This is a genomic window from Pseudoalteromonas mucoides (genome assembly GCF_049257175.1).
GTDB lineage: Bacteria > Pseudomonadota > Gammaproteobacteria > Enterobacterales > Alteromonadaceae > Pseudoalteromonas.
Map to the genome: position 1 here is coordinate 139837 of NZ_JBMMUC010000011.1, position 25680 is coordinate 165516.

Sequence of the window (25680 nt, forward strand, 5' to 3'; positions counted from 1 at the left end):
CAAGATGCTTTTATGTTGTTATACGCTTTATTTTCAATATAGAATATTGTTTTAAATATAAAACAGTGATTTTGTTTTGTCTAATATTAAATAATGTTAAGCAGCCAATAATGTTAGGGTGGAGTATGAAAAAGATACATCTAGTAGGGGTTATGCTGTGGGTATTGCCATTTATAGCACTGGCGACTAATGACGTCTCTGCTGCATCAAAACCAAACATTATAGTGGTGATGGCCGATGATATGGGGTGGGGAGACTCTGCAACCTATGGTCACCAAACGATAAAAACGCCAAATTTAGATAAGTTAGCAGCTCAAGGCGTTAAATTCACGCAAGGGTATTCGGCAGCTGGAGTATGCTCACCGGCACGCTCAGCAATTTTAACCGGCAGAACACCGTACCGTAATGGTGTATGGCGTCACCTGTCGGGCTCTCACCAAGCGCACTTACGCGCCAGCGAAACTACCTATCCTCAGTTATTAAAAAAAGCGGGCTATAGCACGGGCCATTTCGGTAAATGGCACTTGTTATCTAGACAACAATTCCAAAAAGCAGCATACCCTCACCCTAATGATCATGGCTTCGATTATTGGTTTGCAACGCAAAACAATGCAGAGCCCAGTCATCAAAACCCAAATAATTTTATTCGTAACCATAAAGCTGTGGGGGAGTTACAAGGATACTCTGCGCCATTGGTCGCTGATGAAGCGATTCGCTGGATTGAAACAGGCCGAGATGCCAGTAAACCATTTATGATGTCGGTTTGGTTTCATGAGCCGCATAAGCCAATTACAACAGATATTAAATTTTCTGAACTTTACCCGAATGAAAATGCGTTAAACAAGGAGTACTTTGGGAATATTACGCAAATGGATTTTGCTTTAGGGCAAATCATGGATGCACTCGACGAGCAACAGCTTAGCGACAATACGTTCATTATGTTCTTATCAGATAACGGCCCATTGATAGGAGTGGGAGGGAGTGCAGGTGGATTAAGAGGTCAAAAGCGTAATGATTTTGAAGGCGGTATTAGGGTGCCATTTGTAGTACGTTGGCCAGGACATATTGATGCGGGCACAGTGAACGATACCCCGATAATTGGTTCAGATATTTTTAGTACTGTTTTAGCGGTTGCGGGTATTGCCGCACCGACTGATCGCAAAATCGATGGCGTTAATTTTCTACCTGCACTGCAAGGCAAAAAGCTGCAGCGCAGCAGTCCGTTATTTTGGCGAACTCATGTATCCCCAGCGCAAGACCGTGTTGCTATGCGCATTGGCGATTGGAAAATTGTGGCTAACGATACGCTAACTGAATTCATGCTGTTTAATGTGCAACAAGATTGGCAAGAAAAAAATAATCTGGCGGCTGTCATGCCAGATAAACTCCAAACAATGAAAGCCAAATTACTTGAAACATGGGAAGACATCAAAACGGATGGACCAAACCAATGGTGGGAAAATGAAACAAACCCGCCAAGAAAGGGAGCCACCCTCAATTACTAATATACGCTAAGTGGTGAATATATAAATGGCTGTTAAGCAGCTAATATTTCGACAATTGCTCCACTCATACGAGGCAACCGCATCGCTCTTTAGCATATGCTTGGTATTGCTGGAGTAATGTTTAAAATACTTTAAATATCAAATTGCTATTGCTGCTGGTATGACGATACGAACGCTTAACTCCTACTAAATCAACGCCTCTGCCAATTGATGCTATATGTATAACCCTATCTATTAGCACTCAATACATTTTTTAAATGCAAAAGCTACTTTTACTTGTAATTTATATTTTTATTAATATAGAATGGTGTTTCGAATATGAAATGATGTATTGTATATGGATTGGCTTGGTTGTAACTTGCTATCATGCAGCCCGTGAGAATAAAGTGACTATTGCCTCTTTGCTTACCCTATTTATCAGGTTGGAGTGGGGTGGGCATTTTTCACAGCGAAGCAATTGGCTGCAAACATAAAGCTGTTGGCCAATAAAATTGCGATAGCAGCTTTGTAAAAAAGTGAGTATGTATCAATACGTCATCTAAGTGCCATGGTTAAAAATGGGTGTTTTTAAGTCAGGTCGATTTTATGTATAGATATTCAACTAAACCTTTAAGCTGGTAAAGCGTCGTTAAGAGGGAAGCAGACGACAAATAGCCCAAGTTAATGTTATCAGTAATTTTTTTATGAAGGGTGTTTTATGTACAAACTTTTAGCAATTATTGCCATTACGCTTTTGAGTCAAAGCACGCAAGCTTCTAAAGTGAAAGACGCAATTGAAAAGCCTAATATTATCATTTTTTACGTTGATGATTTAGGCTGGCAAGACACGCAATTAAATGATATTGATGCGCCGACACCTTGGGAAACACCTAATATGTTAGCGTTAGCTAAGCGGGGCATGAATTTTAGTCAAGCCTACTCTCCTGCACCGACCTGCGCGCCATCAAGAGCTGGATTATTATCGGGTCAGCATCCGGCAAAAATTAATTTTACCCATGTGAGCGGGGCAGGGATCCCGGCTGCTATGAATCAACACGCCCGGGCAATCTCTCCGTATTATAACGATCATTTATCTGCAGATACTCTAACACTGGCGCAAGCATTAAAAGCGAATGGCTATAAAACAGGACATGTGGGTAAATGGCACTTAGGTCATTATCGCAGCAACTCACCAGCTACTTATGGCTTTGATTTTACCTATGGGGGAAGAGGAGCACATCGCAATTCAAAAAATCGCGCAAAAATATTTGACGATAGCACGTACCCGTTAAGCAAACAGAAGTACCCGCCTTACAGTAAGAATAACCCTCAAGGTATTGCGTATCCACTGGACTTAGTCACAGAAAATGCGCTGAGCTTCGTAACAGAGAGTAAAGCAGAGCCGTTTTTTCTTTATTTAGCGCATTGGATGGTTCACGTGCCAATTATCACCAAAAATCGTGCATTGCTAACGCATTATACCGACAAATTGGCTATCCCTTTTCCACAAACAGCGGAGCCAATTACCACCCCAGGCCAAACCAATCCTTATTACGGGGCAATGGTAACAACCGTTGATTGGAGTTTAGGCCGGTTAATGTCATTACTTGAAACAACCGATGATCCCCGTAATCCAGGAAAAAAACTAAGCGAAACGACCTATATTTTCTTTTCCTCAGACAATGGCGGCACAGAGACAAAAGACACGGAGATCATTACAGATAATTATCCGCTCGATAAAGGCAAAAAGCACACCGAAGAAGGTGGCGTCAGAGTGCCCATGGTGGTTGCTGGGCCTACAGTCAATAGTGGCACTGAGTCTCACGAAATAGTGAGTCAGCTAGACTACTTCCCGACAATTTTAGCATTAACAGAGTCGAGTATAGACAAGCAGTTTACTGATAAATTGAGCGGTTTAGATTTATCGCCTGTGCTACGAGGAAATAGCGAAAGAGTGGCCGACAAGGATGGCGAAGCGAGAAAAAGTTTGTTTTGGCACTTTCCTCACTATGGCGATGATTCCATGCGCGGCGCTATTCGTGAAGGCGATTATAAGCTGTATAAATATTACGTAGGAAACCGATACTCATTATATCGACTTTATAAAGATGGCAAACGATATGACCTTGAGGAAAGTAAAGACTTAGCCACAGATCCAGCGTATGCCAGTGTAGTAAAAACGCTAGCGGCAAATTTAGATCGACTGCTACAAGAAAATAATGCAGTTTATCCGCATTTAAACCCTAAAAATACGGACAATATAGCAGCGAGAACGTCAGTTCCTGCAGTGTTATCAAGTAAATTTAATAAAGTAAAACGAGAAGCTCAAATAAGCTTAGTTACGGGCAAGACAGCTGTAAAAGACGCTTATTTATTAGCTGAAATTGCAAAACCGAAAAGTGGTAATAAGCGAGGTAAGTTAATAATTACCTACAAGAAATTACCAGTAATGCTTAATTCAGAGGCGATGACAATCACTGCGCATGTACCAGCAGGTCATGATGCCTACCTTTTTGTATTAATTGATGAAAACAATTTTTTAGTGACCAGTGAAAGGTATACATCATTATAAATTACTTTCATTGAGGTGCACGGATGCACAAAAGTACTGAGTTAGTAAAGCAAATATTATTCTAAGCTTATATCAGGTAAATACTATGTCTAAAATAATTTGGTTCACCGTTCTCTGTTGTCTGAATTTGTCATATGTATTGGCAAGCGAAAGGCCACAAAAACCTAATGTACTACTAATATTAACAGATGATTTAGGTTGGCAAGACGTAAAAAGTTACGATATTGACGAACCTTCTCCATTTGAAACCCCAAATATTGATAAACTTGCAAAAGATGGCGTACTTTTTTGGCAAGCTTACTCACCGGCCACGACTTGTTCACCATCAAGGGGAGCAATATTGTCGGGCAAGCACCCTGTTCGTCTTGATAGAACCGCGGTGAGAGGAGGACACCCTCCTTTACCGTTTAATAAAGCGTCGGCTTTGATCAGTCCTTGGCAAACTGGGGCTTTAGCCTCTTCAGAAATTACCATTGCTGAATCGCTAAAAACCAATGGTTATAAAACAGGTCACTCTGGAAAATGGCACGTGGGTATTCCAGGAACTGATATCCCTTTGCCTACAGATCAAGGTTTTGATTTTTCAAAACATGGATTTGGCGCGCATAGAAAAATGAAAGATCGCACCAAAGACTTTGCATCAACAGATCCTAGTACGCCTTATTATTTAGATGAACAAGGGTTTCCGTTTGATGATATTACTCAAGATGGCCTCGATTTTATGGAGCAATTCAAACAGCATCCGTTTTTTCTATTTTACTCAACGCGTTTAGTGCACACGCCAATACAAACAAGAAGTGAAGAGCTACTGCGTAAATATTATAAAAAGTTAGGCGTAGACTATCCTAAAAAAGGCGATCTTTGGGACGAAGCGGGTCAAAAGAATGCTTATTACGCGGCGATGGTCGAAATGCTCGATTACTACACTGGCTTACTGATCAAGTATCTTGAACACACTGATGATCCAAGATGGCCTGGACATAAATTGATTGAAAATACGTATGTTATTTTTACCTCAGACAATGGCGGGATGGAGCGCCATACAAAAGAAATTATTACCGATAACTACCCTCTAGATAAAGGTAAAATAAATGCTAAAGAAGGAGGAGTTCGCGTACCTTTAATTATAACAGGGCCTAAAGTGGCGGTTAACAAAGAATCTGACGTCATGGTTAATGGTGTGGATTTGTATCCGACAATTCTTAGTTGGACTGATACAAAAAAATCTGACAATCAAATTCTGGATGGGGCTGACTTATCAACCTTATTAGCAACGGCGCCGAATGACTCGTCATTACTCATTGACCCTTGGACTGGCAAGCCGCGTGATACCATGTTTTGGCATTTCCCGAACAGTTCTATGCAGTCAACGATTCGCATTGGCGATTATAAACTGGTGCGCCAATATACGCCAACGAAAGAGCAAGCATCGCTAGAGTTATACCAGCTTTATGAAAATGGTTCGAAACGGGTTGATATTGAAGAGTCGAAAAATCTAGCGGAAAAAATGCCTGCTAAAGCGCAAGCAATGGATCGAATATTAGAACAGCGTTTACAACAGTTAAATGCTCGATTCCCATTCTTAAACCCGAACAGTAAAGCAGCGCTACCTAATCAAGATAAAGTAGCGAGTGTTATTGAACATGGCATTGACAACAAAACTGTTTGGTTAAAATACAAAAATAATGGCGCTAAAATTGTAAACGCAGAGCTCATTTACACTAAAAATGGCGGTAAACGAGGCGAAATTTGGGTGCCGCTAACTATGCAGGTAAATGATGATAAAGTGTCTGTGACTTTACCTACAGGAACAACACACTATGTGTTTAATCTGATGGATGAAAATAATTACTTAATTAGTTACCCAACGCCGGGTTACTTGAAAGAAACAAAAGTATTTTCGCCAAAAGCGATTGCAGTAAAATAATCTCGATTCGGCACATAAATACTGATGGTTGAACTTATTTCGCCCACAGTATGAGTGTGACGAGCCTGGCAATACAGCTTGCTCGTTAAAATTAATCACGGTGTAAAACGCGGACCTTTTCGGACCGCTGCTGCATTTAACTCAATAGCGGCTGTAACTGCACAATCCCTCACACCATACGCTTACCTGTTTAGCAAAGCCAATATAATTTTAGCCATGGCGGAGGAGCGGGCAGGGGCGTGTTCTTTTTCGGATCACGATAAGACATTTAAAGCTGTTAATTTTCTTAGCGTTGAAGAGGTTGTAAAACGTTCAAGTTAGTCTTGTATGCACCCCGGCACAGGTGGTATTGGATAACGGCAATATTTAGCAGCTGACCCGCTGACAGGCTGATTGGGCTAAGCAGAGCAACACGTCAGCCAACGACCCAAACACAGTAGCTCTTTAGCGGTATGTAGCGTTCTGTGTGCTCAATATGGCGATTATCCCTTGCTATCCCATATAAAAACGAATGATGAAAGTAGAATGCTTCACAGGAGCCCTGATGACATACAGTAAAAATTTAGTAAAAACATCCCGCATAGTGATTGCAATATCTCTTTGTTTTAGTGCTATAAGCTGTGCTGCTTCTCATAGCAATGAAAAACAACCGAAGGCAAGTGGAAGTGTTTCGCTTATTGCAGCAAACTGGAGTGATTTGGCTACATATTATCAAGTGCCCGAATGGTTTATTGACGGCAAGGTTGGCATTTGGACTCATTGGGGAGTGCCTTCTAGCATTGATGATAATCGTCCTCATGACGGTTCGCATTATGGTTGTAGAATGTATGGAGTCGATGGTTTTATCACTCCGTCTAAAAACCCTGAACGGGACAAGCAAACCACAGCGACGTTAACGCAGTGGCATACTAAGCGATATGGCCATCCTTCAGAGTTTGGCTATGAAAAATTAATTCCCGCGTTTAAAGCTGAAAATTGGGAGCCGGATGCGTTAGTCAAATTCTTTAAAGATAATGGGGCGCGTTTTGTCATGCCGGTCGCAACGCATCATGATAATTTTGACATGTATGATTCATCTCATCCATGGAACGCCGTTGATATGGGACCTAAGCGAGATACGCTTCAAGAATGGAAAAATGCCACCATTAAACATGGGCTTAAATTTGGTGTGTCTACTCATTTATACTGGGCACCACGTTTTTTTAACGCGGCGCGAAAATACCAAAAGCCTGGAACTTTAGAGTGGCAACTGTTTGCGATGGATTATCACTCTACAGAGTTTGCTACTCAGCAGTCTTGGAACAAGCATTGGTACGACCGCAGCTGGGAGTTAATTGAAAAATATGATCCAGACATGTTTAACAATGATTCACCTTATCCTGCTGATAATTTTGGCAAGGTATCAGGTGTCAGTTTATTTACTGATTTTCTTAATAAAGATTTAGTGGCGAATAATGGTAAACAAACTAAGGTATTGTCATTTAAAGATAGCAAGGCTAATAAATCAGCTTTTACTTACAATCTTGAACGGGGTATGTTTGGTGAAATACAAGCAGAGCCGTGGATATGGGCGACTGATGTATCTGGTAACTGGTTTTATCGCAAAAACTTAATCACGAAAATGACTGTGCCAGTACTTCTGGGGAACGCCGTCGATGCGATTAGTAAGAATGGTGTGGTGATGATGAACGTTGCACTGCGGGGCGACGGTTCATTACCAGCAGAACAAGCCGCATATATTCGCGCTTTTGGTGATTGGATCACTATTAATGGCGAAGGTATCTATGGTACTCGACCTTGGAAAATATACGGTGAAGGGCCATTAAAAATAGTCACGAAACGAGCAGGCGAAAACCTAAAACAGTTCTCAGCTGAAGATATTCGCTTTACCCAAAAAGACAATAGCTTATTTGCTTTTGTGCTGGCATTGCCCACCCAAGATATTCACATTAAAACATTAAAAACCGACGGACTGTTAGCAAAAAACATTCAATCGATCTCTATGCTTGGCTCCAGTGAAAAGGTTGATTGGCATCGAAGTGAAGCTGGACTGACTATCAGATTACCTAAAATCTTAGCCCCACAACCTGTGATTGGATTTAAGCTTTTACTAAATTAAAGCGGCCAAGCTTGCATGACTGTGCCGCGTTTTTTGCAAACGCGCCAGTCTTGCATTGTCTAAAAGCCACTATAGGTTTGTGCTAACTCCGAAAGCTCTGCGGCGGCTTCTCGAACATAAGATTCCGTTTCTGAGAGGCTTAAGGAAATACCTTTTTCGACAATATAAGGGACGGTGATACACGCAATCACTTCTTTAGTTTTGCCTAGAAAAATGGGGAAAGATAGGTCAATTAAACCAGAAACAATGGGGCTTTGTGATCTTGCATGGCCCTTACTTAAAATCCTGCCAATCAATTCTTCACATTCATCACGATTAAAATCATTATCGGTTTTTTCGAACATATTTAGACTGTCGGCTCTGGCTTTTTCAGGCATATAAGATAGCAGCACTCTTCCCGACCCTGTTTTATATAAATCAAGATGATGACCTACTCGAACAGATAAGCCAACAATACCAGGGCTCTGTACTCTGGCAATCACTACCATACGTTGCTGGTTTGCAACCGCGATATGACAAGATTGCTTAATATCTGCAGACAGTTTATGCATAACAGGGAAAGCGGCTTCCACCAAGGTGCCAACAGGGGGCACTTTCATTCCTAAGTCGAATAATTTATTGGTGATATGGAATGAGTCGCTGCCTTCATTTCTAGATAAATAGCCTCTATGCTCTAAAGCCGAAATCATTCTATATATTTCACTTTTAGAGCGCTCTAAAGTCGTTGAGATTTTGGCAAGTGACATCGGCTCTTGTACTTCAGCCAATAGTTCTAAAATTTCAAACCCTTTTTCTAAAGCCGGAGCAGAATAACTTCGTTTCTTTTTCTCTTCCATTTGAAGAACAACCTCTAATTTAGTTTGTATATAATATAGTGTTTCATATTCTACTAATGGTCAATAGCTATTCCTCTAGCTTATGCTGCATTGTTAACTTCGTGTTAAGTTGAATTGCCGAAATCCAATCTTCTGATCTTTTTTTAAACGCTTTATAGAGGCAGAAACCTTAAAAACAGCCTTTTTAAGTAAATATACCCTGCTGAATAACGTACTCTAAGATATTGTAAATAATGTGTTTTATTTTTATTGCAAAATCATTTTAAAAAAATAACAAAAAAAACTGTTTTAAATGTGAAACATTGTTTACCATGTGAACAGTAGGTAAGTAGATGAATGAAATTTATACAGGGGTACACACACAATGTCTTTGAGTTTTCATAAGAAGAAGAAGCTGACAATTGCTATATCAATGGCAATTTTTTCTACGGGTCTGTTAACTGCGAATATTGCTGCAGCGCAAGAGTCTAAACAGAAGGTTGCTGAACCAGAAGAGTTTGAAGTGATTGAAGTTGAGGGGATTCTAGGTAGTTTAAAAGATGCTGCACAGTTAAAGCGTTATGCAGATACGGTTGTTGATGCCATTACCTCAGAAGATATTGGTGAGTTTTCAGATGACTCAATTGCTGGTGCTATTCAACGTATTCCTGGTGTGCAAATTGAAACGGACGATGCTGGTACTGATGGTGATCGCGTTTCTATACGCGGACTAGGGCCAGAGTTTGTAAATTCTACGATTAATGGTCGCCGGTTATTATCATCAGGGACTGAAGGTAAAAATTTACGTAAAATGAATTTTAACGCTTTCCCACCCAGTGTTTTATCTGGTGTGAAGGTAACGAAAGGATCAACGGCTAGCCGCCCTGAAAGTGGTTTGGCAGGACAAATTGACTTAGAGACAATGAAGCCGTTGGAAGTACGGAAATTGAAAAAGAAGAATGTATATTCCACCGTTGGCGTACGTACAGATCTTAATGATATTGATGACGGGACAGGGGTCCGTTTTAATGCGCTGAGTGCATTTCGTAACGATGATAAAGATTTAGGAGGTTACATTGCAATCGTTGCAAGTGAAGAAAGTAAAGCCCGCGACCAGTTAAGAATTAACTGGGGAGATGACTATGATATTAAACAACAAGTAAATGGTGAAACCGAAACAGTACAAGCAAGAGCTCCCAAAAATATAACAATGAACCCCATTCGTGAAAGCCCATCACGTTTAGCCGTTGCTACCGGTATCCAATATCAGCCAAATGAAGACGTAGATATTAATTGGGATTTTATGTACTCACACTACAACAAAAAATCTACACGTAACCAATTTCAAATTAATATGAATCAAAACAAGGTCTGGAATAGTACTGTATTCGATCAATCTGAAGCAGGAAATCCGGGCATCGTTATTGATGAAAATGGCACCACTCGTTATGTTAATCTTGCTCAATCAGATTTAACTGGAGCGGGGCTTGCAGCTAGAACGACCTCGACCAAATATGATAATGAAACTAAAAATTTAGTAATGGGTTTCAATGTTGATTGGCTTGTTAATGATGTGCTTACTGCAAACTTTGATGCTTACATATCTACCCTCGATTACAACCAAAATTTACGCTTTGTTCGATTCGAAAAAGAGCTCGACCCTAGTACATTTGTTTATGATGGAACAGGTAGTTTACCTATGGTTACCGCGCCCGACGCTGATGAGCTGGAGGGCTGGGAATATTCAAAGGCGAGCATCAGAGAAATTTCTAGCGAAGGTACCAATTTTGGACTAACGGCTGCATTTGAGTATGCAATTTATGATAGTGATTTAATTTCATCTATTCATTTCGGAAGCCACTATGATCGCACCAATATTGATGCAAAACGCTCTAATACTCACACATTAAATGACTTTGCTGATGAGATGTTAGGTGCAGCATTGATTGGCGACAGGTTACCCGAAGAATTTATTAGTGAAGAAAACATTACGCCTTCAAATTATCTAGTCCCTCTTTATTCGTCTGCCGTGACAATTGACCCAAGAATTGAAACTAATAGCTGGGATGAGATAGGGGTAGACCCGCTGCAATCTTATGAAATGAGGGAAGATATTTTTGCTATTTATAGTCAATTCAATATATATACAGAAATTTTTGATTTGCTATTAACCGGTAACGCAGGGATCCGTGCTGTTTATACTTACAATGAATCCACTGCTTTTCAGGAGCTAGAGTTACCGGATGGCAATATTGCCCAAGGGATGGTCACTACAGTTAATGATTACTGGACTTACTTACCTAGCTTAAATTTAAACCTTGCTTTAAATGATGATATGGCATTGCGTCTTGGCCTATCAAGAACCATGTCTCGTCCTGATTATCAAGATACCGCGCCTATAAATAGAATTAAGTTAGATGATGAGGGTGTAGAAAACTCGGCGGTAATAGGCAACCCTTCACTGAAACCGATGAGCTCAGAAAATCTTGATATTACCTTTGAATGGTATTCGAAATATGACGGTGCCTTTATATTAAGTGCTTTTTACAAAGAAATTGATGATTTCATTATTAAAGATACGCTCGTAGATCAGCCACTAAATGGTTACGAAGGCCTTTGGGAGCTAACGACCAATGTTAACTTTTCAGATGGTAATGCTAAAGGGGTTGAAATAGGTTTATTACAACCACTTGAAAAATTAGTACCTGCTTTAGCTGGTTTTGGTTTTTCTACTAACTATACCTATGTTGATTCTGAATTTGATAAAGATGTGGGTGATGCGGGTTTTGGTTTTCCTGGCTCATCTAAAGATAACTTTAACTTTATTGGTTTTTATGAAGCCGATTTTTATACAATCAGACTTGCGTACACCTATCGCGGCTCATTCTTCCGCTCATTAGGAGGCACGGGTTCGCAATCAAGCACGTCACGCTTTAGCGGCGAGCAAGAAAAGCTAAATGTAAACCTTAGCCTTAAACCTATGAAAAATGTATCAGTTAAGTTAAGTGCTAATAATATAACAGACCAAACACGCCGTGACTTTTATGGTGATGAATCGACGTTCTTAGATTACTTTGATCGGGGTAGAAGTTACTCTCTTTCAGTAAAGTATAAATTTTAATGTGACTATATAAATATTTTATAAATACTAAATTGTAATTAAAAAAAACAATAGTTTAGGATGAAAAAAAATGAATAATTTAAAAAAGATCTTTACAGTATCAGCACTCACTCTTGCGTTAACGGCTTGTAACAATGAGTCTAACATTAAACTTAATGTCGAAGGTGGGGTGTCTATCACTGGTGAAACGACTGTAGGCCAAACGTTAACCGCCCAAGTGAGCGATGTGAATGGGGTTGATGAAGCAACGATATCTTATCAATGGTTATCAGACAGTGTCGCAATATCTGGGGCAACTGCGAGTAGTTATGCTTTAACAGATAGCGATGTGGGCAGCACGATTATGGTAACTGCAAACTATACTGATAATGATGATTTTGAAGAAGCGGTGATGTCAGCTGCGACAGACGTGATTGAAGCAATTGCGGTCAACTTTGAAGGCGCTGTTTCTGTTTCGGGGATTGCAGAGGCCGGACATGAGTTAATAGCAATGGTCACTGATGAGAATGGTTTAGCACTTGAAGATGTAAGTTATGCTTGGTTAGCAGGAACTGACGCTATCGGCACCGACGCTCCAACAGTGACGCTAACTAACGAAGAGGTTGGCAAAACGGTCACTGTGACAGTAACTTATGTTGATAATGATGAGTTTGCCGAAACGGTAACGTCAGAAGCGACAGCAGCTGTTGCACCGCTTGCACCTACTGATGCAGAGTTTTCGGGTGATTTAAGCACTAAAATTACATCTAGTCAAACTGAGTCAGTTACCGGTACGGCTATCGTTACCGATTTAAATGAGGGTGAAGACTCTTTTCAAGCTCTAAATGAAATAACAACAACGTATGGTATTTTTAGTATCACAGAAAGTGGAAAATGGACGTACACTTTAGATACGAGTAATGATTCGGTTGCGGCATTAACAGCTGATGATGATGATTTAATCGATACGATTCTTATCTCTTCATATGATGACACCGACACGGCACTAGAAATAACAATTACTGGTGCAGAAATTGTTGCCACTAAAGTTGTTAAAATGACGGATAACAATATAGACACAAGTACAAAGGAAGAAGGTAATTTCTTCGGTCAAATAAACCCTATCGTTGCTGGAACCCCATTCGAAAGTGGAAAAATGACCTTTTCATTCAAAGTTGAGAACGACCCAGCTAATGACGAGATAAATTCAAGTTTCTCGGGACTTCAAAGCTCACGAGTTACCTTGTCTGGTGAAAATGGTAATGCTAGAGAAGTTTTACTTGAATTATATTTTGACAGAAGCGGAGAGATTGGCCTTCGTAACGATAAAGCGGCGCTTGTTCTTGACCAAACATTTGTTATAGGTGACTGGGTTGATGTTGCAATAACATGGGATGCAACAAGTGCTAACGATACAGATACTACGCCTATTATTAACGTATCAATTGACGATACACCTGTTTCAACATCAGATACTGCGTTAACGATAACTAATGGTTCATTTTCTTCACTTAGTATTTCTCCTGCTTTGGTTGTAAATGGTATGGAGGGTGCATCGTTGAAAATGAGTGCAGGTAAGAGCATTGTAGTAGATAGTGCTTTTTATGTTGATAACGTAAAAGTATACTCTGATATAGCAGGTACTGCGTCTGTGTTTGAAGATGACTTTGAGGCTTTCGCTGAAGGTGCTTTTATTGATGGTGATGATATTACTTACACAACTAATTCAAATGAAGCGGTTATTGTTACTGAAATGATATTGCCATAAGTATTAGGTTATTGTTCACTTATTAAGTGAATATGAGTAAGACGTCAATAGCGCTATTGAAGTGAAGGTTAATACTTCTCTCATAGCGCTATTATTTTGTTTCCCGAGACATTAATTAGATGAAATTTTAAGGGACGATAACTTTTGGCAATACTGAACAAGGTTCACACACAGCTTTAGTATTAATCCTTCGTTAGCATACCTTACAGCAAGCATTACTGTTATCCGATGATCCTGACCAAAGTAGTAACAATGGCCAGCTTATTGGGTAGCTGTAAAGTGGAGTAATACAGATAATGAAAAACTATAAAACAATCTTAAGTCTAGTTTCACTAGCATTATTTTGTTCTAACTATGCAAATAGTCAGGAGCAGAATGAGTTAATCAAACCTAATGTGGTTATATTTTATGCCGATGATTTAGGTTGGCAAGACACATCATTAAATGATTTAGATGATCCGGTTGTTTGGGAAACCCCCAATATTACAGAATTAGCAAAAGACTCTGTCAATTTCTCTAATGGATATTCCCCTGCACCCACTTGTGGGCCTTCTCGTGCTGCTATTTTAAGTGGATTACATCCGGCGAAAACAGGTATAACCAATGTGGTTGGAGGAGAGGTTCCTGCCGCGAAGAAATCGGAAAAATACATTACCGCCTATTTCCCTAGTGGCTTAATGCCAGAGCATTTTACTATCGCAGAAGCGTTAAAAATGAATGGTTATAAAACGGGACATGTCGGGAAGTGGCACTTGGGAAAACTAGAAATTCAAGGTCCTAAAAATCAAGGCTTTGATTTTGTAAATGAATCTAGAGGCGCACATCAAGGTCCTAAAGGTTCAAATAATCGCGTAAACTATTTTGCTACTCATGATAAAAATGATAAATATCGTTTAAGTGACGAAAAATACTACCCGTTCACAAAAAAATCACCTAATGGAATTTCATATCCAACTGACGAAGTGACTGAAAGTGCACTAGAATTCATGAGTAAAAATAAAGAAGAGCCGTTCTTTTTATATTTAGCCCATTGGATGGTGCATTACCCAATTCACACTAAAAATCGAGAGTTATTACAATATTATTCTGATAAATTAGGGATGGACTTTCCTACGGAAGATGTAGACATGACTAAGGGCGGACAAAATAACCCTTATTTTGGTGCCATGGTGACTACCTTGGATTGGAGCCTAGGGCGTGTTGTCGATTTTTTAAAGAAAACAGATGATCCTAGAAATCCAGGTAAAAAGTTATACGAGACAACCTACATCTTTTTCTCATCTGATAATGGCGGCGCGGAACAGCGTAGATTCGAAGTAATGTCAGATAATGCACCTTTGGATAAGGGTAAAAAATACACTCAAGAAGGTGGGATCAGAGTGCCCATGCTTGTTTCGGGACCAAACATTGCTAAAGGAATAACAAAGGATGTGTTAATCAATCAGTTAGATTTCTTTCCTACAATCTTAAACCTTACAAACAGTAAAATCCCTGAAGAATATAGCTCGGACTTTGATGGATTAGATATTTCGACAGTGTTACTCAATAATGAGGATGACGTCAAAGATAGTGCTGGCAATGTGAGAGAAGAGTTATGGTGGCATTACCCATTTGGTCTAGATTCTACACAACAGTCAGCGATAAGATCAGGAGACTTTAAATTATATAAAAACTTTTTGAGCGGGGATTACCTTCTATATCGTCTTTACAAAAATGGCAAACGCCACGATTTAGAAGAAATGTATAATATCGCCAAACAAGAGCCTAACGTTGTAAAAGTGTTGTCGCAAAAATTAGAGAAATACCTAAAAGATTACGATGCAAAATATCCTTATAAAGATCCTACTCGATTTAAAGATAAAGCACATCAAGAACAAGTAGCCTCGATTCCTAGCATTGTTAATGATGATTTTGATGCTAAATCTCGTCAAGTTTCGGTGACATTAGCAAAGGGCAACACTGATGTTGTTGAGAGTTATGCTCTTATAAAAATATCAGACGAGGCTAAAGAAGATAAAAAATCGAAGAAAAGAAAAAAAGCTAAAAAAGGTAAAAAAGTTAAGAAAAGTAAAGTTGCTTCTACGTATGTAAAAATACCAGTAGAGGTTGCTGATAATAAATTGGAGTACACTTTTACAGTGCCTAAAGAAGCAAAAGAATACGGTATCATTCTAATTGATGAAAATCGCTTTATGGTAAAAAGTAAATTTCATAAATTAGATTAATTTATTTCGCCATTTGCTAAGACTTTAGCCCACTGAGATGCAGTGGGCTTTTTTTTGCGATGCTAAACGCTGCTAAATAGCGTCAGCTTGCAAATAGTGAATGTTTAGTTTGGATAGATGGAATGACAATGAAAATATCAAAGAATAATTTATTACTACGCCAGTTTATCTTACTGTGCGTGTCACTGATATTGTCTAGCTGTGTATTGGCTCATGCAGCGAAACCGAATATTGTTTATATTCTGGCTGATGATATGGGTTATGGAGATGTTAAGGCACTTGCACCACAGGGTAAAATAGTGAGCAATAATATTGATCGCATTGCTGAACAAGGGCTGGCTTTTACTCATGCGTATACGGGCTCATCGGTGTGTACGCCAACGCGTTATGGTCTGATGACGGGTCGATATCCTTGGCGAGAAAGTGTTAAATTAGCTGCTAATTATGGCTCTCGTATCATGCCTGAAGGACAAGAAACTGTTGCTACTTTCTTACGCAGTCAAGGCTATAAAACCTTAATGGTGGGTAAATGGCACCTTGGTACAAGTTGGACCATGAAAGATGGTACCGTGATGAAATCACGACAAAGTATGAGCAATAATCCGACACTTACAGATGATCTAAACATTGATTTTAGCGCCCCTTTTTATGGTGGACCAACGGAGTATGGCTTTGATTCTTGGTTTGGTATCGCGGGTAGTTTAGATTTTGCACCTTATGTTTATCTAGTAGATAACAAAGCTACTAAAATTCCAACGGAACGTCTTGTTGGTAAGCATCGCTTTGGTAATCGTACGGGGTTCGCGGACCCCGATTTGCAACCCTCTCAAGTGCTGGGAGAGTTTACAAAACGTGCCGTTGCAACCATTGAACAACAAAATAAAGATGAACCTTTCTTTTTATATATGCCTTTGAATGCGCCGCACTCACCTGTCGTTCCTTCTAAAGCATTTCAAGGGCTCAGTAAAATAGGCCCCAATGCCGACTATCGTTTGGAAATTGATTGGGCCGTTGGGCAAGTGCTCGATGCATTAGAACAAACTGGTTTGGCAAACAATACTCTTGTTATTTTCACTGCAGATAATGGCACCTACCCAGGTGCAACAAAAGAATTTAAAGAAGCAGGGCACGACACCCATGACGGGCGGCGTGGCGAAAAAGCGACTTTATTTGAAGGCGGCCATCGCGTGCCATTTTTAGTCAAATGGCCACAAGGTATTAAAGGTAAATTAAATCGCAGAGAAAATGCCAATATTACGCTTGAAGATTTTATTGCTACCGCTGCTGACATTTTAGGTCAAGAAACGCCTGAGTATGCCGTTGACAGCGTCAGTTTTTTACCGCAATTACAAGCTAAAAAAACCACTGATAAGCAACGAGACGTTATTATCAGTAGTTTACATAACATTTTGATAGCCCGGGATGGTGAATGGAAACTTACCTATAAATCATTAGCTGAAATAGCAGAGATCCGACAAGGAAATCGAGAAAATGCTAAAAAGCTCAATGCTGGGTATTTTACTCCAAAAAGTAACGAACCCTGGTACAAGCATATTACGCTTTTCAATCTCAAAGACGATCAAGGTGAAACGGTTAATGTTGCCCAACAAAACCCAGAGATCGTTGCTCGGCTGCATGCTGCGGTGCGAAAGGCTATAGCGGATCAACGTACGACGAAAGGCTCGCCAAGACCAAACATTAACTGGGCTGTGAATCATGGCATAGATACTGATCAACAACGTCGTCTAACGATACTTGATAGTTTAAGTCTCTAAGGCTAATAAATGACGATGGTGTTGTAATAAGCGCTGCCAAACAGACATTATTAGCGTGCTTGAGTGCATTGTTGACATTGACTGTCGGTTGTAGTGAATGATGGGCACCCAGTTTAGTCATTAGCAAATACTGAGGGCAATGTGTTGCCCTCCCATTGCGACTCTTTTTGCTTTAGCTGCTACATTTATTACCGCTAGCGATGACTAGTTATTCTACCCTTAAACGCCGTAAATGATTAAATACGTGCTGATAAAGCCGACGCCAAGCACCAGCACGACACTGTACAAAAAGCCTACCGATAGTCTCCCCGTTCTATTGTATTAGCTAAAAAGTATTGCCAGCTTTTGATGAAGATAAACCTGTGCGTAGGTTCTCACTTCGCTTAGCCTAGCTAAGGCGTTTAAAGCGCTGAACTCGTATTCAAAGGTTGCATAAAAAGGCCAGGTTGCACGTATATTTTTCCTGCAAGTTACAATTTTAACTTGATATTTATTTTATATATACAACGATGATTTATATGTGGTATAAAGTTAGCGGCATCTAACGCTGTAATGTCAGTGCTATCAAGCTTATTGATCCATAATTTGCTTAGTGATAGGCAATTAACAGCAATTAAAACTTGAGTGTTCGTGGTGCTGCTGGTGGTGGTTATTCAATTTTAGTTAAACAAAAGTGGTGAGTTGATGGGCACATTCTATATTGCGATTGCTGCGTTTGTAGTCGGATTTCTGCCGCAGCCAGTGGTTACTAGCGAAAAATTAGCGGAAACGAAATCTACTTTGTCCGAAGCGACTACCATGCCAGCGCCACAAGCTAGTTGGCTAGTGGGGATGGCGCCGATTTATGATGAAGACGGTAAATTACACATATTTGACGTGAGTGTCCCTAAAAATACTCAATGGGCTATCGGAAGTAAAATTGTGCACTGGGTTGCGGATCGCCCCGATGGTCCTTACACCTTAGTTGGAAAAGTGCTTGGCAGTGATGATGCCAGCTATAAAACGGTATGTATTACACGATCGTAGAAGGTAGAAAAAAACATAGGCTGTGCAGAACCCTTAACCCATTTAACCTCGGCGGGATCGGCAAACTAGTTTACATAAAAAAGCATACAAAATTACTTTACCTTACGAGTCATCATGACAGTCGTGCTGGATAAATTATTAAAAAATAACTGGGAAGATGAATAAATCATGTTAAAAAAAACCATTAAATCTATATCGTTGTTTGCCGGTTTTGTATTTGTTAATCAGGCTTTAGCAGCAAATTCAGATAAGTATCCAGAGTTTTCCTGGGATACGATGCCACTATATATGCACGTTTGGAAACATACGTCATATACCAAGGACGAACTAAACTATTTGGCACAATTTCCACTTATTACCATAGAAAAAGCGCAAGGTAAAAAAGAAGGAACAATACAAGCTGGCACCTTAAAAGCTGCGCGTGAAATTAAGCAGATCAACCCAAATAGCAAGATACTTTATTACAAGAATATCATTATAGACTGGCATAGTGGGGCAAGCCAAGCACTCGCCAGTATCCCCAATGGGTATTTACAAGCTGCCAATGGCGATTACCCTGTGGTGAACGAGCAAAGTAAAGCGAAGTTTTTTGATATCTCAAAAGCAGAAGTGCAACAGTGGTGGCTCAAAGATGCGAAGGCAATGGTATCAGATGCAGCAATAGATGGCCTATTTATTGATGCTAATATCAAAGTACTGATTGGCTATTACTTTGCCAAATCAAAGAAGCTGGGAGAACCTAAAGCTGATGCATTAATTGCTGGATACCATGAGCTACTCGGTAAAATAAATGAACAATTTGGCCAAGACAATATTATTTTAGGAAATATTATTAGAGCACGCTTTGCTAATGCGGGCCTGGAATATATGGAATATTTTGATGGCTCATACTTTGAAGGATTCGAGCATAACGTGGGGGGGATCTCTAAACCGGACTATCTTGTAAAGGGGATTGAGGCGGGTCAAAAGGCCGCGCAAGCAGGCAAAATCTTGGCCTTTACCGCAGGACTTGGTAAAGCATTAAAACAAGATAGTTCAGGGATTGGACTCGATGAAGCTCGCCAGAAAGTAGACAGTATCCAACATATTCAAAAGCGTTTAGATTATCTAACAGCAATTTTTTTGGTGATGGCTGAAAAGTATAGTTACTTTTACCCTCATGATGGTTTTGGAGTAAGAACAAATAACAAGGGGGAACAACTGAATCGCGCCTGGATGCGTACTTTCCCTTTATTTAAAAACCGCCTTGGTGCACCAAAAGGACCTGCCAAAAGAACAGGTTACATTTTTACTCGGGAATTCGAATACTGTTCTGTGTACCTCAATGTTGAAACTGGCGAGGCCAGGTTAACGTGGAAGTAAGGGTGCTGTATTGACAGATCAGGTAATCAGCCCGTAACGAGGGCTGTAAAGCATTTATGCTAATCGATGCTAAGCGCAATGTACATACCAAGTCTTATCGCGATGAGGGCAGTAGCGGGGCTTACATGTCTGTGATGTCGTATTTAATGACATGAAGTTAAAGTATTTTTAAATATTTCGTTTCATATGTTAAATAATGTTTTAAATATTATTGTTATTGCTATAATATTCGTACACAAAGCAATCATTCATTTTTATAGTTATTCGAATTAAGAACTGAATGAGAATATAAAGTAGGGAAATACCTTGGTTAATTATCACTCTATAAAAAATAAAATGAAAACCCTTAAAACCGTGCAGCTTAAATCTGTTGGCTTTGCGTTGGGAACCTTGTTATTAGTGTCTTGCTCAAGTGGCAGTGAAGAGGTCGCCGCAGGAGGCTTGGCTAAACCTGAAGTCGCTGTAAACATAGACTACAAATCATTTTTATCGCAACAGGATCTGATTTGGGATCGTATTCCCAATAAATGGACTGTTGCGCCATATACCGGCAACGGCAATATCGGATTTTTATTCTACCAGGCTGAAAATGAAGCCAAAAATGTTATTTCCATACACACAGGAAGGCATGATTATTATGACCACCGCTTACCTTACAAAGGTGAGGAAATGCTATGGATTTACAGAGGTCGACTGCCATTAGGGCATTTTAATCTTACTTCTAAAGGCGATATAGAAAACGTCGACCTGAGACTGGGCTTGTATGATGCTGAGCTTACTGGTGAAATTACCACCAGTTTGGGTTCATATGCGATTAAAGGCCTCACCCATAGTGAAGAAGATGTTATTTATTTTGAAACTGATGCAAAAAATGGCGAATCAATTAAAATTACTTGGCATCCCGATGAACCCTATCCACCAGTAAAAGGCTTTTTTGACAGAGGCAGAGGGCCTAAATCGGCTCTTTGGGATCGCATGCGCAATGCGCCCATGCCCATGCCGCCAAAAGCAACCCTGTTCCAAGAAGGGAACATGAACTTTAGTTTTCAACCGTTATATAAACACCGAGGTGAAACGACAGTCGGTTGGGAAATAGAAGGTAAAGAGTCTGGTAAGCAATATCTATCAGCCAGTGTGCATCATAGTTTTCCTGAAAAAAATAGTCATGAAAAAGTCAAAGCTAACCTTGCAGCGGCTCGTGACTTATTCGCAAAAAATGAGTTCTTTAAAACTCATCAAGCGTGGTGGCACAACTATTACCCACAAAGCTTTTTAACAATTGGTGAACCTGAAAAAGAAGCGTTTTATTGGATCCAAATGTACAAACTCGCGTCGGCGAGCCGTGGCGACGGCCCTATTCTTGACTTAATGGGACCTTGGTACAACGATACTTTTTGGCCAATGGTGTGGGGCGATTTAAATGTTCAGTTAATTTACTGGACCCACTTAACTGCAAACCGTATGGAGCTAGGTGAGTCTTTAGTTAATAATATTGATAAATACCACGATAATTTAACAGGTAATGTGCCTAAACATTGGAAAGACAGCGCTGCAGTTGGTGCCTTATTCCCGCAAGATATGGTGTCTACCAATGGTGGTAAAGTGCCTGATATGTTGGCTTGGTTATTACACGACTATTGGTTGCATTACACTTATTTAGGTGACAAACAAAAGTTACGTGATGGCTTATTTCCTATCTTGCGAAAAACAGGTAATAGTTACCTAAATTATTTAAAAGATAACGCACTGGTCTCTGACGATGGCACTATTCATATCAAACACAGTTGGTCACCTGAATATAAGCCGGGTCGTGGCCAAGATATTAACTTTACCATTGGGCTACTGCGTTGGACATTTGAAACCTTAATTGAACTTGATGAAGCAAATAATATTAATGATCCACTGTTTAGTGAATGGAAACGCGTATTAGATAACCTAGTCCCTTTTCAAGTTGATGAAAATGGCTTGAGGATCGGCAAATATATTCCGTTTGATAAGCCGCATCGTCATTATTCTCACTTATTGCCTATTTATCCTTTAGCACAATTGAATGTTGATAACGAGAAAGATGCGAAGTTAGCACGCACATCGGTAGATCATTGGCTAGACGTTACTATGCATAGTAAGAAAAAAGCAGGCGCGATGAAAGTGACGGGTTACACCGCAACAGGGGCAAGCTCTATTTACGCAACATTAGGTGACGGCGAAAAAGCCTATGAGTTTTTAGATTTCTTTATTAATCATAAAAATGTTTCACCCACGACGATGTACGCTGAGGTGAAAACACAACCGGTTATAGAAAGCCCATTGTCTTATGCTACCTCAGTGCATGATATGTTATTGCAAAGTTGGGGCGGCAAAGTGCGAGTGTTTCCAGCTGTTCCTGGCCATTGGCAAGATATAGCGTTTCATCAACTACGAACCCAAGGTGCTTTTTTGGTAACGGCTAAAAAGTCTGAGGGAAAAACCCAGTTTGTCGAGCTGCAAAGTCTAGTGGGAACACCGTTAGTTATTAGCCCTGATATTGCAAACCCAATCATTTATATTGATGGCCAGTTAGCGGATCCAGCTTTGTTGAAAAAAGCACAGAATGGCTTCCTGCATATAGAACTAGCCAAGGGGCAACGTGTGTTATTGATGTCGCCACACATTTCGCAACGCGACTTATTTATTAATTCGCAAGATATTGAAAAGTCAAAACAGAACTTATTTGGCTTAAGCGAAAAAACCACACGTTTACCATCTCATACATTTTATTATGGTGAGTAGTCTGCGAAGCTAAAGAAGTATACCAACCTGCTCAAATTTTGATGCAGGTTGGTATTACTACAACACTCTGTGTGGGGTAAGCGCTAATACATTCTGCATAAATAGCCTCAGACAGGTTGCTTCATGTGTAAAAGTAATGCCGCAAACGTCACCCTTAAACCTTTTGATGCCTGAAAAGCTGCGATTAACGACAGGCTTAAATCGATTGTACTGTACGCCTTAGGAATATCGAATGAAATTTTTGGTCATCCCTTTATTATGTCTAATACTAGCTGCTTGTAGCAGCACACAACCTCACTCTCTGTGGTCACAACCATTCGCCGTGCCATTAAAGTCTATACTTCCAGATACCAGTGCTTATCCTGCCTCATTAATGTGGAAAAATGGCGTGCCATATTTAAATGTGTCCCGAGCAGAAGACAGCTATTTGCATGGCTTTAATGAACTGAAAACACAGTTAGTGTGGCAAGCAGGGCAGCAGCAAATTGAAGTTAATCCTGTGGCAATGCAATTTTACTTTGGCGATACAGATAACAAACAAACGAAGACTTTATCATTTGCTGTGTTAACCACCACAGGAGAGCAATATTCATTAACTTTACAGCGGCCGCCTAAGCTTAATCATGCTTTTCCGATTCGTTTTATTGAAACGGGTAATTGGTTTCAATATTTGTCGTTTCATGAGTTTACCTTAATCCCTGATAATAAAGTCGATCGCATCATCAATATAGCAGGCAAATTAGATTGGAAAGCGTGGCATAACTCTGGTTCGCTCTCTTTACTATTAAAGCCAACTAAGCAGCTTCAGATTAGTGCGATTAAACCCATATGGAGCGGGAAAGAACATGCCATTGACACTGCTATGTCAGCTAAAACGAAGCAAGGCGTTACGTTATCACTGGCGTATAAGCTGGCTGAAAACCAGCAGGTAGAATGGTTTAATGAGCCACAAAAACCAGTTAATGGAGTGAGCATTGTCTCAAAACGGGCCAGTGTTTCGTTTGCCGCTGCAAATAATGCGTGGCACGTAAAGCTTCCTAACCTAGCGCAAAGAAAGACCCAAAGCCGAACCGCTATTGACACTTTAAACCGAAGAACAAGCAATCGTTTTACGGTGGTTAACGACAGTGCTGAAGAACAAACAGTGAATTTACGGTTTATCCATCCTAATCATGGAAAAATAGGGTTTGTGCCTATTTTACGTGACCATAATAACCAGCAAACAGGGTGGCCGATTCAGGTTAGCAAAAACTGGCACGTGCGTGCAGGTTTGCCCCGAATAGACAATGATGGCACGTGGATACACACCTCAATTAGTTTAAAAGTACCCGCAAAAAGCAGTTATAACTATAGCTATGAAATAGTGCATGCCTATTGGAATGGTGTACCCGCAGCATCTGTGGCGCAACTGAGCTTAGTTGGGTGGGGCGGCAATGGGTTTTGGTTACAAGCTGCGTTAGGCAACTGGAGTGAACATTTTTGCTTTCAGCCAGGGCGAGCGCTTCGTCGTTCGATGATCACCGATATGCGACCACTGTTCCAAAAAAGTATGAAAAACAAAAGCAATGACACAGGGTATGACTGGACTAGCAATATTGGTGGCGGTGACACCGGTTTATTACATGATGAAAACGGACGCTACATTCAATGGAAACAAGCAACCACTGAATTTCATTCCTTGGGGCCTATTTTATCTGAAGTGTCGGTAGCAGAAATCACTAGTAATGATGCAGCCACGCTGCGCAGTACTTTTGTCATGCCACGCAGTGATGATATAAATCGAAATTATATAAAGCTCGAATTTGCAGTGCTGAAACCTTTAGCTATTTCTCGTTTTGCGTTATTTCAATTTGGCACAGACTACTATGCATCTGGTCAGTCATTGTCAGTGAAATACGGACGTGGTGATCACGTTAACGAAAATACACAGCAATTACGGCCGCTGCAAAGTACGCAAAAAATCAAAACAGCGTCGGCTCCTTGGCTTGGTCATGCGCCGTGGGCGTTATTACCTGCAGAACTTAATCCAAAAAACTTGCGCACCGGCTATGGTAACCGTGCGGCAATACTGCGTGACTTTAGCGCCACTATTGGTGGTGAAACACGCAGCAATGCTTGGTTACATTCTTACGAGGTGAGTAGCAGTAGTGAGGCTGGGAATGTAAATATTGAACTGGGCATTGATCCACAAATAAAACAGTTGATGCCTGGCGATACGATCAATGCCACTATTGAGGTGCTTACACTGCCTGCCAGTGCTGATTATTATGTTGGCAATGACGCCATTACGCAAAAAATTATTAACGCGGCTAATGGCATACAAGCCCTAACCATTAATGAAGCGGTTAATAACCAAGTTACGATTATAAAAGCAGATGGTACTAAACTAAACTCGACACTGCCTGAGATCACCTATGCTGACGCTAAACAAGGGTTTAGTGTGTCAGGCGGACAAGGTTGGTACCCAATTAAAATTACAGGGTTGCCACAACCATCCAGTGTCTATTGGGCCGAAGCGATCAATGCTGCTTATGTTCCATTAGGGAAGCGCTTCGCAGAAGAAGTTGAAGGGCAGTGGAATTGGCAACCCGATAGCCATACTTGGAACAGCATATTGAGCCTACGCTCATTACCTGATAATAATTCAGCCCGTAGGTTAAAGTTAATGCCAAGATCGGCTACCGAACAATAATAAACATTTTTCAAAATAACACGAGTTGAGCAAACTACTATGAGAA

At 40.3% G+C, this 25680-nt stretch carries 13 protein-coding genes; 12 read left to right on the forward strand and 1 reads right to left on the reverse strand.

Features of this window, described 5'->3' with window-relative positions:
* Window positions 1-125: 125 nt before the first annotated feature.
* The 4 genes from AAEU30_RS13490 (at window position 126) to AAEU30_RS13505 (ending at window position 8102) form a co-directional block, all read left to right on the forward strand.
* Window positions 126-1505: a sulfatase family protein gene (locus AAEU30_RS13490; RefSeq protein WP_421960931.1), complete on the forward strand. Its 1380-nt coding sequence runs from the start codon at window positions 126-128 to the stop codon at window positions 1503-1505.
* A 697-nt stretch (window positions 1506-2202) separates the two neighbouring features.
* Complete coding sequence (locus tag AAEU30_RS13495) at window positions 2203-4056, forward strand: sulfatase (protein ID WP_421960932.1); 1854 nt, start codon at window positions 2203-2205, stop codon at window positions 4054-4056.
* Between the two features lie 85 nt (window positions 4057-4141).
* Window positions 4142-5983 (forward strand): sulfatase, encoded by a 1842-nt coding sequence (locus tag AAEU30_RS13500; RefSeq protein WP_421960933.1) that lies wholly within the window; start codon window positions 4142-4144, stop codon window positions 5981-5983.
* A 544-nt stretch (window positions 5984-6527) separates the two neighbouring features.
* Window positions 6528-8102 (forward strand): alpha-L-fucosidase, encoded by a 1575-nt coding sequence (locus tag AAEU30_RS13505; protein WP_421960934.1) that lies wholly within the window; start codon window positions 6528-6530, stop codon window positions 8100-8102.
* Between the two features lie 59 nt (window positions 8103-8161).
* Here the strand turns inward: AAEU30_RS13505 and AAEU30_RS13510 are convergent, their stop codons facing one another.
* Window positions 8162-8938, reverse strand: coding sequence for an IclR family transcriptional regulator (locus AAEU30_RS13510; RefSeq protein WP_421960935.1), 777 nt, complete (start codon window positions 8936-8938; stop codon window positions 8162-8164).
* 364 nt (window positions 8939-9302) lie between these two features.
* Between AAEU30_RS13510 and AAEU30_RS13515 the strand changes: the two genes are divergently transcribed.
* From AAEU30_RS13515 to AAEU30_RS13550, 8 genes are all read left to right on the forward strand, one after another.
* Window positions 9303-12038, forward strand: a complete 2736-nt coding sequence (locus AAEU30_RS13515; protein WP_421960936.1) for a TonB-dependent receptor — start codon at window positions 9303-9305, stop codon at window positions 12036-12038.
* Between the two features lie 70 nt (window positions 12039-12108).
* Window positions 12109-13785, forward strand: coding sequence for a VCBS domain-containing protein (locus AAEU30_RS13520; RefSeq protein ID WP_421960937.1), 1677 nt, complete (start codon window positions 12109-12111; stop codon window positions 13783-13785).
* 296 nt (window positions 13786-14081) lie between these two features.
* Window positions 14082-16010, forward strand: coding sequence for a sulfatase (locus AAEU30_RS13525; protein WP_421960938.1), 1929 nt, complete (start codon window positions 14082-14084; stop codon window positions 16008-16010).
* A 128-nt stretch (window positions 16011-16138) separates the two neighbouring features.
* On the forward strand, window positions 16139-17785 hold the full coding sequence (locus tag AAEU30_RS13530; protein ID WP_421960939.1) for a sulfatase family protein: 1647 nt from the start codon (window positions 16139-16141) through the stop codon (window positions 17783-17785).
* 684 nt (window positions 17786-18469) lie between these two features.
* Window positions 18470-18811, forward strand: coding sequence for a hypothetical protein (locus tag AAEU30_RS13535; RefSeq protein ID WP_421960940.1), 342 nt, complete (start codon window positions 18470-18472; stop codon window positions 18809-18811).
* Window positions 18812-18979: 168 nt separating this feature from the next.
* Window positions 18980-20173: a putative glycoside hydrolase gene (locus tag AAEU30_RS13540; protein ID WP_421960941.1), complete on the forward strand. Its 1194-nt coding sequence runs from the start codon at window positions 18980-18982 to the stop codon at window positions 20171-20173.
* A gap of 336 nt (window positions 20174-20509) precedes the next feature.
* A complete protein-coding gene (locus tag AAEU30_RS13545; RefSeq protein WP_421960942.1) occupies window positions 20510-22942 on the forward strand; it encodes a glycosyl hydrolase family 95 catalytic domain-containing protein in 2433 nt (810 codons plus the stop codon).
* Between the two features lie 232 nt (window positions 22943-23174).
* Entirely contained in the window at window positions 23175-25634 is a 2460-nt protein-coding gene (locus AAEU30_RS13550) for a hypothetical protein (RefSeq protein ID WP_421960943.1), read from the forward strand.
* Window positions 25635-25680: the final 46 nt, after the last annotated feature.